The 12,525-nt window shown below is 69.7% G+C and carries 13 protein-coding genes; 4 read left to right on the plus strand and 9 right to left on the minus strand.

The window, feature by feature from the left end:
• Positions 1-8 precede the first annotated feature (8 nt).
• The gene (locus ACZ5XS_RS01235; protein WP_468647140.1) at positions 9-779 is read left to right on the plus strand and encodes a globin domain-containing protein; all 771 of its coding nucleotides are present in this window, start codon (positions 9-11) and stop codon (positions 777-779) included.
• Between the two features lie 69 nt (positions 780-848).
• Positions 849-1,361, plus strand: a complete 513-nt coding sequence (locus ACZ5XS_RS01240; protein WP_468647141.1) for a hypothetical protein — start codon at positions 849-851, stop codon at positions 1,359-1,361.
• Between the two features lie 38 nt (positions 1,362-1,399).
• On the opposite strand, the gene ACZ5XS_RS01245 is transcribed toward ACZ5XS_RS01240, so the two are convergent.
• Positions 1,400-2,323, minus strand: a complete 924-nt coding sequence (locus ACZ5XS_RS01245; RefSeq protein WP_468647142.1) for a helix-turn-helix domain-containing protein — start codon at positions 2,321-2,323, stop codon at positions 1,400-1,402.
• Positions 2,324-2,497: 174 nt separating this feature from the next.
• On the opposite strand from ACZ5XS_RS01245, the gene ACZ5XS_RS01250 reads away from it, so the two are divergent.
• Entirely contained in the window at positions 2,498-3,538 is a 1,041-nt protein-coding gene (locus tag ACZ5XS_RS01250; protein ID WP_468647143.1) for an NAD(P)-dependent alcohol dehydrogenase, read from the plus strand.
• A gap of 37 nt (positions 3,539-3,575) precedes the next feature.
• Here the strand turns inward: ACZ5XS_RS01250 and ACZ5XS_RS01255 are convergent, their stop codons facing one another.
• The 3 genes from ACZ5XS_RS01255 to ACZ5XS_RS01265 are packed head-to-tail and all read right to left on the minus strand — an operon-like array spanning position 3,576 to position 6,756.
• Positions 3,576-4,715, minus strand: a complete 1,140-nt coding sequence (locus ACZ5XS_RS01255) for a FecCD family ABC transporter permease (protein WP_468647144.1) — start codon at positions 4,713-4,715, stop codon at positions 3,576-3,578.
• Positions 4,712-5,701: a FecCD family ABC transporter permease gene (locus tag ACZ5XS_RS01260; RefSeq protein WP_468647145.1), complete on the minus strand. Its 990-nt coding sequence runs from the start codon at positions 5,699-5,701 to the stop codon at positions 4,712-4,714. The genes ACZ5XS_RS01255 and ACZ5XS_RS01260 overlap by 4 nt, the downstream gene beginning before the upstream one ends.
• A complete protein-coding gene (locus ACZ5XS_RS01265; RefSeq protein ID WP_468647146.1) occupies positions 5,698-6,756 on the minus strand; it encodes an iron-siderophore ABC transporter substrate-binding protein in 1,059 nt (352 codons plus the stop codon). Before ACZ5XS_RS01265 ends, ACZ5XS_RS01260 begins: the two co-directional genes overlap by 4 nt.
• A gap of 154 nt (positions 6,757-6,910) precedes the next feature.
• Here ACZ5XS_RS01265 and ACZ5XS_RS01270 point away from each other — a divergent pair, with 154 nt between their 5' ends.
• Positions 6,911-7,294, plus strand: coding sequence for a VOC family protein (locus ACZ5XS_RS01270; protein WP_468647147.1), 384 nt, complete (start codon positions 6,911-6,913; stop codon positions 7,292-7,294).
• Between the two features lie 64 nt (positions 7,295-7,358).
• On the opposite strand, the gene ACZ5XS_RS01275 is transcribed toward ACZ5XS_RS01270, so the two are convergent.
• The 5 genes from ACZ5XS_RS01275 to ACZ5XS_RS01295 form a co-directional block, all read right to left on the minus strand.
• Positions 7,359-8,285 carry a trypsin-like serine protease gene (locus ACZ5XS_RS01275; protein ID WP_468647148.1) on the minus strand — a complete coding sequence of 309 codons (927 nt, stop codon included), beginning with the start codon at positions 8,283-8,285 and terminating at the stop codon, positions 7,359-7,361.
• Positions 8,286-8,463: 178 nt separating this feature from the next.
• Complete coding sequence (locus tag ACZ5XS_RS01280; protein WP_468647149.1) at positions 8,464-9,570, minus strand: serine hydrolase domain-containing protein; 1,107 nt, start codon at positions 9,568-9,570, stop codon at positions 8,464-8,466.
• A 67-nt stretch (positions 9,571-9,637) separates the two neighbouring features.
• Positions 9,638-10,321: a DUF4389 domain-containing protein gene (locus ACZ5XS_RS01285; protein ID WP_468647150.1), complete on the minus strand. Its 684-nt coding sequence runs from the start codon at positions 10,319-10,321 to the stop codon at positions 9,638-9,640.
• Between the two features lie 510 nt (positions 10,322-10,831).
• Positions 10,832-11,347, minus strand: a complete 516-nt coding sequence (locus ACZ5XS_RS01290) for an SAM-dependent methyltransferase (protein WP_468647151.1) — start codon at positions 11,345-11,347, stop codon at positions 10,832-10,834.
• On the minus strand, positions 11,344-12,522 hold the full coding sequence (locus ACZ5XS_RS01295; RefSeq protein WP_468647152.1) for a hypothetical protein: 1,179 nt from the start codon (positions 12,520-12,522) through the stop codon (positions 11,344-11,346). The genes ACZ5XS_RS01290 and ACZ5XS_RS01295 overlap by 4 nt, the downstream gene beginning before the upstream one ends.
• Positions 12,523-12,525: the final 3 nt, after the last annotated feature.

The raw sequence follows: 12,525 nt of genomic DNA on the forward strand, positions 1-12,525 counted from the left end.
GTGGTCGCATGACCGCACAGACTGTCGAGTACATCCGGTACCGCATCCCCGAGGAGCAGTCGGCGGAGTTCCTGTCCGCCTACACCAAGGCCGGTGCCCTGCTGGCCGCGGCGCCGCAGTGCGTCGACTTCGAACTGGCCCGCTGCGAGGACGACTTCGAGCACTACATCCTGCGCATCACCTGGACCTCGAGCGAGGACCACCTGGAAGGCTTCCGCGAGTCGGAGCTGTTCTCCGACTTCCTCGCCGAGATCCAGCCGTACATCCCGAGCATCCAGGAGATGCGCCACTACAAGCCGACCACCGTCCGCGGCACCGGCTCAGCCGTCCCCACGCTGTACGAGTGGGCGGGCGGTGCGGAGGCCTTCGGGCGGCTGACGTCGGCGTTCTACGAGAAGGTGATGCGGGACGAGCTGCTGGCCCCGCTCTTCGCGGGCCTCGACCCCGAGCACGCCGAGCATGTCGCCCTCTGGCTCGCCGAGGTGTTCGGCGGCCCGCCCGCCTACTCCGAGAGCCAGGGCGGGCACGGGCACATGGTCGCCAAGCACATGGGCCGGGGCATCACCGAGCCGCAGCGCCGCCGCTGGGTGAACCTGATCCAGGACGCGGCGGACGAGGCGGACCTGCCGGCGGACGCCGAGTTCCGCTCGGCGTTCCTCGCCTACGTGGAGTGGGGCACCCGGCTGGCCGTGTACTTCTCCGGCCCCGACGCGAAGCCGCCGGCGGAGCAGCCGGTACCGCGGTGGACGTGGGGGGCGGCGCCGCCGTACCAGGGCTGACGGGGAGTGGGCGTCGGCCGTTGACCAGTGCCGCGGCGAACGTTGCCTGCCGGGCACTAGCATCCCGTCATGACCGACGCCCTCGCCACCACGATCACCGCCGTCGTCGGCGTTCTCGGCACCCTCTTCGCGCCCGTCCTAAGCCACCGGCTCACCCGACGGCAGCGTGCCGAAGAGATCACACTGGAGGACAGGCGCCGGGCGTTCGAGGAGCGGCGGGATGCCTACACCGCCATGAACCGGGCCTCCCGGCAGTTCCACACGCTCCTCAAGGACGCCCTGCACCGGCTGCGCGACGACGTCTACGGCGACCAGGAGCGCGAGCAGCTGGAGGAGGCCCGCCGCGACTACCGCGACCGGTACGCCGAGGCACAGATGGTGGTGCCGGAGCGGATCCTGGAGGCCTCGCGGTCCCTCAACGAGGTGCTCGCGGGCATCGACGCCGTCGCCAAGCGCCTCGACCGGGGCCGGGCCCTTGAGGGCGAGAGCGCACAGCAGGCGCTACTGGACCTGAAGGCGGCCGAGCCCCGGCTGAGCGCGATGCGGCGGGTCATGCGGGAGGATCTGGGCGTACGGGACTGAGCCGCCGAAACGACGTCCACGGCCGCCGAACCGCCGTGTCACAGCGGGGGCGTCGACGACTGCGCACCCGCCCGCGTCGCGTCCGCACCCCAGCTCGCCAGCAGGCGCAGGGCCTCGGCCGACGGGGAGCCCGGTTCGGCGTGGTAGGTGATCAGGGACAGCTCCTGATCGTCGACCAGCTTGAACGTCTCGAAGGAGAGTTCGAGGTGGCCGACGAGCGGGTGGTGCAGCCGCTTGACGCCGTGGCTCTTCTCCTTGACGTCGTGGGTGGCCCACAGCCGCCTGAACTCCTCGCTCTTCACGGAGAGCTCGCCCACCAGCGCGGACAGCTGCGGGTCGTCCGGGTGGCAGCCCGCGTCCATGCGCAGATAGCTGACGATGTCGGTGGCCTTCTGCTCCCACTCGACGAACAGCTCGCGGTAGTCCGGCTCGAGGAACACCATCCGCGCCCAGTTCCGCTCCTGGGGCGCCAGCCGCGCCCAGTCCCCGAAGACCGCCGCGGCCATCCGGTTCCAGACGAGGATGTCGGAGCGCCGGCCCACGATGTACCCGGGAATGCCGTCCATCGTGTCCAGCAGCTGCCGCAGCGCGCCCCGCACCTGCTGGGTGCGGGCGGTCTGCTTCTTCTTGTGCTGCTTGGGCTTCGCCAGGTGCGTGAGGTGGGCGTGCTCGGCGTCGGTCAGCCTGAGCGCGCGGGCGATGGCGTCCAGGACCTCCGCCGACACGTTCCGCCCGTTTCCCTGCTCCAGGCGCGTGTAGTAGGCCACCGACACCCCGGCCAGCTGCGCCAGCTCCTCCCGGCGCAGTCCCGGTACCCGGCGGTGCCGCCCGAAGTCCGGCAGCCCCACGTCCTCCGGCTTCAGCCGGGCCCGCCGGGTGCGCAGGAACTCGCTGAGCTCGGCTCGCTGGTCCAGCGAGCCGCCGCTCTCCGCGGTGGGGTCCTGTCCGGGCTGTTCGTCCATACGTCCAGTATTCATGGTCGTACGCACACCAGCCTGACCCCGCCAGTGGTAGGACCAGCGAACGTAGGCAGAGCCGTGGCCTGGGTGAAAGCCGTCAGGTGAGGCACGCTGGAGGGCGTACCCGGCCGGAAGGCAGCCGGGCACGGAAAACCCTTTGCTAGGAGAACCCTCCGCATGACCACTGTTGCTGCGTACGCCGCCCCCGCCGCCAAGGCTCCGCTGGAGCGCACCACCATCGAGCGTCGAGCGGTCCGCGAGTTCGACGTGCTGATCGACGTCAAGTTCGCCGGCATCTGCCACTCCGACATCCACCAGGTCCGTGAGGGCTGGGGCGAGGCGATCTTCCCGATGGTCCCGGGCCACGAGATCGCGGGCGTCGTCACCGAGGTCGGTTCCGGCGTCACCAGGTTCAAGGTCGGCGACCGGGTCGGCGTCGGCTGTCTCGTCGACTCCTGCCGTGAGTGCGACAACTGCAAGGCCGGCCTGGAGCAGCACTGCACCGGCGGCTCGGTCGGCACGTACAACGCCATCGGCAAGGACGGCGAACCCACCTACGGCGGCTACTCCACCCACGTCGTCGTCGACGAGAACTTCACCGTCCGCATCCCCGACGGCCTGGCCCTGGACGTCGCCGCGCCGTTGCTGTGCGCCGGCATCACCACGTACTCGCCGCTCAAGCAGTGGGGCGCGGGCCCCGGCAAGAAGGTCGCCGTCATCGGTCTGGGCGGTCTCGGTCACATGGGCGTCAAGATCGCGCACGCGCTCGGCGCCGAGGTCACGGTCCTCTCGCAGTCCCTGCGCAAGAAGGACGACGGCCTGAAGCTGGGCGCCGACCACTACTACGCGACCAGCGACCCGAAGACGTTCGAGGAACTGGCCGGCTCCTTCGACCTCATCGTCTCCACGGTGTCGGCCCCGCTGGACTTCGGCGCCTACCTCGGCCTGCTGAAGACGGGCGGCGCCCTGGTGAACGTGGGCGCCCCCGAGGAGCCCATCGCCCTGAACCTGTTCTCCCTCATCGGCGGCAACAAGACCCTCGCCGGTTCGATGATCGGCGGCATCGCGGAGACCCAGGAAATGCTGGACTTCTGCGCCGAGCACGGCATCGGCGCGGAGATCGAGCTGATCGGCGCCTCCGAGATCAACGAGGCGTACGAGCGCGTGATGAACAGCGACGTGCGGTACCGGTTCGTGATCGACACGGCGACGATCTGAGCCTTGGCCGACGGGCCCCGGTCACCCACCGGGGCCCTCAGCGCCGGGCCGTACGACGGCCCAGCAGCCACAGCAGATACGGCCCCCCGACCAGCGACGTGAGCGCGCCGACCGGGATCTCCAGCGGGGGCAGCAGGGTGCGGGCCGCCAGGTCGGCCGCGACGAGCACGACCGCGCCGGTCAACGCCGAGCACCACAGCGGAAGGTGAGGCGTCCGGGTGATCCGGCGGGCCAGCTGGGGTGCCGTCAGCGCGACGAACCCGATCGGTCCCGCGGCACCGGTCGCCATGGCGGCGAGGACGACCCCCAGCACGGTGAGGCCGAGCCGGGCCCGGTCCGCCCGGACGCCGAGCGCGGCCGCCGTGTCCGGGTCGAGCCCGAGCGGCCGTACGGCCCGGCCCGCCCACACCAGCGCGGGCAGACACAGCAGGAGGACTGCGGCCAGCGGCCCCGCCTGCTCCCAGCCCCGCCCGTTCAGGCTGCCGGTCAGCCACAGCTTGACCTGCTCGGCGGCCTCCAGCTCACTGTCGGTGAGATACAGCTGGACGATCGCGGACAACGCGACCCCGATCCCCACGCCGGTCAGCACGAAGCGGCTCGGCTGCATACCGCGCCGCCAGGCGAGGAGGTAGACCAGAGCGGCTGCGGCAAGTCCTCCGGCCACGGAGACGGCGGGCATCGCGCCGGGTGAGCGGACGGCTCCCGTCGCCAGGGCGAGCACGGTCGCGGCGGCGGCCCCGTGCCCCACGCCGATCACGTCCGGACTGGCCAGCGCGTTGCGCGTGACGGTCTGCACCAGCGCCCCCGCGGCTCCGAGAGCGGCCCCCACGAGCGCCCCCAGCACGATCCGCGGCACCCGCAACTCCCCGACGACCAGGTCGTACGGTCCGGCGCCGGTGCGCAGGGTGTGCCAGACCTCGGCGGGGGACACGTACGTCTGGCCCAGGCAGGCCGACGCGAGCATGACGGTCGCGAGGAGAAGGAGCAGGGTCACGGCGGCCGCGGCGGAGCGGCGGTGGAGGAGGAGGGAGACGCGGCGGCCGGGGCGAAGGACGGTGAGGCCGGAGGCGAGGGCACCCGGCGTCGGTGCCGAGGACTCGGACGCGCTGCCCGGCGCTGACGGGGTGCCCTGCGCGCCCACCTGTGCCGCCCTACTGCCCGCGGCTCGGCGGCTCATGCGGCCACGCCCTTGCGCCGTACCAGCACCACCAGCACCGGCACCCCCACCAACGCGGTCATCACCCCGGCCGGCACCTCCGCCGGAGCCCGTACCACCCGCCCCGCCACGTCCGCGCCCACCAGCAGCGCCGCGCCCAGCAGGGCGGAGAGCGGCAGCACGGCGCGATGGCCGCCGGAGACCAGCCGCCGGGCCAGGTGAGGCACGGCCAGCCCGACGAAGGCGATCGGACCGGCCGCGGCCACCGCGGCGGCCGTCAGCAAGGTCGCCCCCAGCGCCGCCGCCCCCCGCACCAGCCGCACCCGATGCCCCAGCGCCCGTGCCGTCTCCTCGCCCAGGGCCAGCGCGTCCAGCCCTCGCGCACAGGCCAGCACCAGCACGGCGCCCACCGCCAGGAACGGCAGCATGCGGACGACCGTGTCAGCGTCCCGCCCGCTCAACGCGCCCACCTGCCAGAACCGGAACTGGTCGAGCGTGGCGGAGCTGGAGGTGAGGACGACGGTCGTCGCACCGGCGGTCATCGCGGACAACGCCGTGCCCGCCAGCGCCAGCTTCACCGGCGACGCCCCCTCCCGTCCGCGCGCGGCGATGGCGTACACCAGACACGCGGCGACGACGGCACCGGCGAAGGCGTACCAGACGTACCCGCCGAAGCCGTTCGCCAGACCGAACCCGATCGCGAGGACGACGCCGGCCGCGGCCCCCTGGCTGAGCCCGAGGATGCCGGGGTCGGCGAGCGGATTGCGGGTGACGGCCTGGAGCGCGGCGCCGGCGACGCCGAGCGCGGCACCCGCGGCCAGCCCGACCTCGGTGCGCGGCACCCGCAGCGACCGTACGACCAGGGCGTCCGGTGAACCCCCGCCGTGCAGCAGGGCGTCGAACACGGCCGACAGCGGCACCGCGCGGGTGCCGACGGCGAGGCTGAGCATGCCGACGGCGGCCACCGCGAGGACGGCCGCCGGCCAGGCGAGGTGTCTGGGGCTCACGTGCCGATGTGCTCGGCGAGCTGTCGTATCACCAGACGCGCGGCGGTCGGACCGGCGTTGAGGTACCAGGGGTCGTCGTCGACCTTCACGGCCTGTCCCGCCTCGACGGCCTTCATCGACTTCCACAACGGCCCGGCGACGACACTCGCCGCGTCGGTCTCGCCGGCGTCACCCTGGACGGAGTAGAAGATCCAGTCGCCGTCGGCGGTGTCGATGCTCTCCGGGCCGATGTCCTCCGAGATGGCCGCGAACCGCTGCGACTCGGGCCGCGACAGCCCCATGTCGACGGCGATGGACCCGGTGAAGGACGAGACGCCGAACATGCGGGTGCGGTCGGGCGTGAACCGCACCATGGAGACGGTGGGATCGCCCAGGTCCGCGCCCTTCCCGGCGGCGTCGGCGGTGATGTCGGCCAGCATCTTCCGGGCCGCCTCGCCCTTGCCGACGGCCTCGCCGACGAGGAGCAGGTCGCGCTTCCAGTTGATGCCGTTGCCGGCGGTGATCACGGTGGGCGCGATCTTCGACAGCTTGGGGTAGAGGTCGCCGAGCGAGTCGTTGGCGAGGATCAGGTCCGGCTCGGCGGCGGCGAGGGACTCCAGATTGGGCGCCTGCCGGGTGCCCGCGTCGGTCATGCCCGCCAGCCGCGCCTTGTCCTTCGGGAAGGCGTCGGCGAGGTAGTCGGGTACCAGCCCGGCGTTGTCGGCGCGGGTGGCGGCCGTGGGCACGATCCCCAGGGACAGCAGGTCGTCGAGCTGACCGGTGCTGAGGACGGCGATCTTCTTGGGCTCGGCCTCGAGGGTCGCCCTGCCCTGGAAGTGGGTGACGGTCCGCGGGAACGTCCCGTCGGTGTCCGTGTCGGCGCCCATGCCGTCGGCGAGGGCGCTGGGCGCGGCGGACGGCCCCGCCGAGGCTCCTGCCGACGCGCCCATCACCGGATTGCGCGCCCCGTCCGCCTTCTCCGCGCTCCCGTCACCGCCGTCCGACGACGAGCAGCCGGCGAGCAGCCCTCCGACAACGGTCGCGGCCAGGACGGCTTTCACTGCTGGTGCACGCACGACGACTCCGACGATGTACTGGTTCACCGGTGTCCTGGCACCGTTGCACTCGTTCAGCGATAAACCGGTTTGCTAAGGCAAGGCTTACCTTAACCGGTCCTGGAGTATGGTCGATACGAAGGAGCCCCGCACTCGGCGCGAGGAGGCCCGCACGATGACCGTCCAGCTGAACCACACCATCGTCGCCGTACACGACAAGAACACCTCGGCCCGGTTCCTCGCCGACCTCCTCGGACTGAAGGTGGCCCCGCCGTACGGCCCCTTCATCCCCGTCGAGATCCCCAACGGCGTGACCCTCGACTACATCGACACCCCCGGCCCGATCACCCCCCAGCACTACGCCTTCCTCGTCTCCGAGGACGACTTCGACACGATCTTCACCCGCGTCCGGGATGCCGGTCTGACCTACTGGGCGGACCCGTTCCACAGCCAGGTGGGGGAGATCAACCACAACGACGGGGGCCGGGGCGTCTACTTCGACGATCCGGACGGGCACAACCTGGAGATCCTCACGCGGCCGTACGGCAGCGGGAGTTGAGAGGCGCGGCCCGGCCCGGCCGCCCGCCGGCCCCGGTGTCACGCGAAGCCGGCGGGGGAGTTCGCTAGGGCAGCTTGACGAAGGGGGACAGGAAGGCCCGGGCGCCGGGGGTGTCGAGGCGGTAGGTCACGTTGGTGGCGTAGCACGGGGTGTCGCCGGTGATGGTCGTCGCGGCGAGGATGGTCCTGCCGCCGACGACCGCGAAGTTGGGGCCGCCCGAATCGCCGTAACAGGCACCACCGTTGCCTTGGGGCGCGGTCATCGCCAGCCGTATCCACGCGTTGTTGAGGGCGTCGAAGGTCACCGGTGCCTTCATGCGGACCCCGCCGCCCGGGTGGGTCTGGCCGCCCGGTCCGTTGACGGCTTCCTGGGTGCCGTACCCCGCGACGAACCAGTCGGCGGCGTTGAGCCCCTTGGAGCCGAGCGCGCCGAACTGGTCGGCGGTCGGCAGAGCCGCGGGGGTGAACGTCCAGCGCGCCTTCAGCTGTTGGGCGGGCAGATCGACCACCGCGATGTCGTGCGTGTCGGAGGCGGGGCCGGGGTAGGCGGGGTCCGTGTGGGCGGTGCCCTGGACGCCCACGGCGGCGGCCTGCGCGGCCGGGTCGCCGGGGTACTTGACGGCGGCGGCGTCGAGTCCGGCCTGGACGTTCTGGTCCAGGGACACGTAGAACCGCACGTTGTCCGGCCAGTCCGTGGTGCAGTGGGCGGCCGTCAGGAAGGTGTTCCCGTCGATCATGGTGCCTGAGCAGACCCAGTCGACGCGGTCCGGGGTCGCCGGGTTCGCGTCGTTGTCCCAGGTGGCGACGAGGGCGCCGACCTCGGTGAGTTCCGGCGCGGGGGTCGCGTTGTAGGAGTTGATCGCGGACGAGGGCAGCGCGGTCGCGAGCACGGCGGCGCAGGCGGCCGCGGTGACGGCGGTGGCGCGGGCCATGGTGGTGGCGCGGGCCGTGGTGTGGGTGCGGGCCGTGGTGGTGGCACGTCTGTCGGTCAAGAGAAGACCCTTCGGCTGGGTGGGACGGGTGTTCTCCTGTGGGGGGTGTGAGTCGCGATCAGTGAAGCGCCTGCGGCCAACCGCGGCAAGGGGGAGGCGCGTTCGCTCGCGAAGTGACCGACGCGCTCCGACCACCGCATGACGCGCTGTGATCGGTCGGACCGGGACCTTCCGTCCGTCAGGTACGCAGACCCGTAAGGCCGTCGTAGGCGGACATGACGATCTCCAACCCCCGCTGGTCCTCCGCGGGTTCGCGCATCTGGTTCGTCACGTACGCCACCGCCATGCGTGCGTCGGGTTCGATCATCACCAGTGAGCCGCCCCAGCCGCCCCACCCGTAGGTGCTGCCGAACAGCCCGTAGCCCAGGCCGTAGCGCACCGGCATGCCAAGGATCCGGTCATCACCGCTGAACTGCTCCACCCACGCCCGCTCACAGCCCGCCCGCGACAGCAACCGCACGCCCCGCGCCGCTCCTCCGCAGGCCATCACCGACTGCACGAGAGCGACCGAGCGGGCGTTGCCGAATCCGCTCGCCGCGGGGATCTGCGCGCGGCGCCAGGCCACGCTGTTCCCGTCGCGGACCCGCATCCCGGTTCCGGCGGCCGGGTTCGCGTCGCCGGCGGGCGTGCTCGCGGTGTAGTCCTCGTCCCGGAAAGGGGGCGGGACGGTGAGGGCCACGCGGTGGTCGTGTTCGGCGGACAGTCCGACGTGGAAGTCCGCGCCCAGCGGTCCGGCCACCTCCTCGGCGAAGTAGTCGCCGACGCTCCGGCCCGTGATCCGGCGTACGACCTCGCCCACCAGGAAGCCCTGGGTGATCGAGTGGTACCCGGCCGCGGTGCCCGGCTCCCACCGAGGCGCCTGCCCGGCCAGCCGTGCCGTGGCGGACGTCCAGTCGTAGAGCTCGTCGACCGGCCCCTCCCAGTCGGGCAGGCCCGCGGTGTGCGAGAGCAGGTGCCGCACCAGCACCTTCTCCTTGCCCGCCGCGGCGAACCTGGGCCAGTACCGGGCGACCGGAGCGTCCAGGTCGAGATCACCGCGGTCGGCCAGGACCAGGGCGCACAGCGCCGTCATCGTCTTCGTGACGGACCAGACGTTGACGATCGTGTCCCGCTCCCACGGCACCGTGCGATCCGCGTCGGCGAACCCGCCCCAGACGTCCACCACCGGCTCACCGTCCACGAAGACCGCCACCGAGGCGCCCGCGTCCCCCTCGTCCAGGAAGGCGGCCAGCGTGCTGGGCACCGCGGTGAACAGATCGTCGTACGAGCCCCGAATGTCGGCCATAACAGGTATCTAGCCCTCACCGGGCCGTCGAGGGCAACCGAGATTCCCTCGACGGCTGAGCGCCGGGCTACGTCTCCTTGCTCACCGAGGTCCTCGTCGGCGGGGAGTCCTGCGTGCCCATGTCGAGACGGAACGGCGGGTACTGATCGGTCAGCAGGGCGGCGTAGGCGGTGACCCGCGCGACCCAGCGGGCCAGGCCGATCAGGAAGTCGAAGAGGTGCACCGGGTACCGGGCGGTGAACGCCAGGATGATCACGGCGACCAGGGAGAGGAAGGGAATCAGGCCGCCGCCACGCCAGGCGCCCCCTTCTCCCCAACCCCAGCCGCCACCGACGAACATCCCGACGACGATGTACTGCGGGATCACCAGCAGCCACCACTTCACCAGGACCAGGCCGCGGGACAGACGCTCGGGATAGGCGACGTCGAAATGCGCCGGATAGTCGGGCACGTCCGCGAGGGTGAACGGCGGGTACCGGTCGGTGCCGAGCGCGGTGTGGGCGTAGTAGCTGACACGCCAGTTCCAGCGCATCACGCCGACACTGAAGTCGAAGAGGGACCGGGGGTACCGGCCGGTGAACAGGATGGCGAAGAACGCGATGACCGTCACGACGACGAACGCGATCCACAGGAAGAACAGCACGATGTAGTGCGGGATGGCGAGGAGCCACTTCACCAGCCACAGCCATCTGGACAGCCGGGGATCGAGAAACGCTTCGAGACGTACAGGTGACGCGGCGACCGGGATCATGCGGCGCAACTCCCTTCGGGCCTCCCCCCGGCCTGGCGCCCACCGTCCGTCAGTTCCCCCGCACGGGCAGGCGACCAGGTGCTTTCCGGATCATGAATCCAGGCTCGCACGCGGGGCGGAAGGCCGCGACCGGGGCTGGGCACCTGCAAGCGACGGGCAAGCCGCAGCTCGATGCTTCGCATTGGTCCCGGAGCCCGTGAGCGGCGCGCCGGCTACAAGGCGTCGAACGGAGGTGAAGGCCGGCAGTGCGCTGGGCACGATCTGGCTGACGGCTTGCCGTAGCGCGGCGACCGTGGCGGAGGGCTGGGGATGAGCGGATGCTGAGGGAGAAGCGATACGGCGCCTTGGCTGGCCGCCCGGAGGGCCCTCCGCGGTCGGCTTGAGCGTCGGCGGCGGGGCAGAGCTGGCCACGTGTTCGCGGTGACCAGAGGCTTCAAACCTTCCAAGTGCCGGGCGCGGCCTCGTGGGAGGCGCGGTGGGCGGCTGGCCGGACGGACTCGGTGACGACGATCACCCACCCGTGCGAGTTGCCTGGTATCTGTAGACGAAAAAAGCCCGTGCCGTGTGAAAAGGAACCACACCAGGGATGGGAAAACCATGGCTGATGACCGTTAACGGGGTGTCGCGATTTTCCATCTCCAGCGTCAATTTGCGGGCGAGCCGCTCAACGTAAAGACCGGCCGTGAACACGTATATGGTGTCAACCGCAGCTGGAATGGGCGTGATGAGATAATCGCGACATCGAATGGTAACTCGGTCGCCAGACCCTCGGCAGCGCAGTCGAGAGATTAGGTAGAGTAGCGGATTTATCTCGAATCCGTAAACTTGGTGCCCTCTGGCCGCTGCAGCTCTCAGCACCGAACCGTCCCCACTCCCGAGATCAAGAAGCGTTGACTGGGTGGGAAGGAGGTCAAGTGCGGCTTGTATCTGACGGGGATGTGTGGGGAGGAAAGGAGCACCGCGGAACACCGTGAGGGCGAAGAAGGAGAAAATAGCAAGCAGTACCAGGAGCGGCATCACGGTCATCGTTGTCTCTTCGACAGAGATAGTTCGACTTCATCTCTCAAAATTGCGTCTGCTGCGGCGTCCAGGCGAGCGAGGGCGTCTCGCCGCGTAGATGCCATTTCGCGCCCCTGCACAACTATGAAGTACATCTGCCGCCAGCGATCGCGGCGCCTGCAACCGTGCAATAATGCGCGTGTGCTCTCGGTGAAGTCGGCCCGCTCATTTTCAGGGAGGCCGGCTGCGCCGATGTGGGCGACAGAATCCATTGCAGAACGCAGTGCTTTTGAGGATGCCTTCGGGATAGTGGTTGCGAGTATGGCAAGTAAGGTCGGGGTACTGGCGGATCCGGCAAGTGTGAGGTCAGCGGTCGTGGGACGCTGCAAGGCGATCTGAAACAGTAGCGTAGTCACGCTCACTGCAGTGGCGTATACCCCGAGAGCGGTGCCGATCGGGATATAGAGGTTATTGTTCTCCTTCGCGTTCTCTGCGCCCCGGGACCTGCGCAGCAGAATACCGTAAGACACCAGCGCAACGCCGGCTGCTGTGATCAGCGTGGCCGCAGCCAAAGCGCGCGTTGCACCCCATATCGCAGTGACCCAAAGTGCCAGAAATAGACCCACGGACTGAATTAGTCCGATAATCGCGTATATCAGAGTGTTCTTCGCTGAACTTACGCTTCCGCTATCGCCGCCGGATGTAATGTACTTGAATCCTGCGACTATGAGCATGAGAAAACTGACTGCGAAGACAAAAGTTACGACCGCGACGACGAGGGCTGCTCCTGTCCCGAAGCCGATGTCGGCAATCCACATACCGACGGTGGTTGGCGCCATGAAGATACCGGACAACAAAATGCCGATCATCCCGCCACCAATTATCGCCGATGGCCGTTCATCTCCTTCGGCGCGGGAGCGCGAGTGATCTACCAGCCCTTTGATTAGCAACAGAAGGCTGGTGGTCGCGACCGCCCCGGTCCCAGCAATGGCCCAGAGAACGTCCGGAGTTTCGTATCCGTCCCAGAAGGCAATGGTGGAAGCGGTCGCGATGGCGCCTGTCAAAAGATTTCCGATTAGTCCATACAGAATCGTGTTCTTCGCCGAAGTGATACTTTCTTGATCTCCATTGGAGACAAAGTACTTGGTCGCCCCCAGGGTGACGATAAGGAAGCTGATGATCCAGAGCAGTATGAAGGTCATTGG

This window comes from Streptomyces sp. NPDC033131, assembly GCF_055578365.1.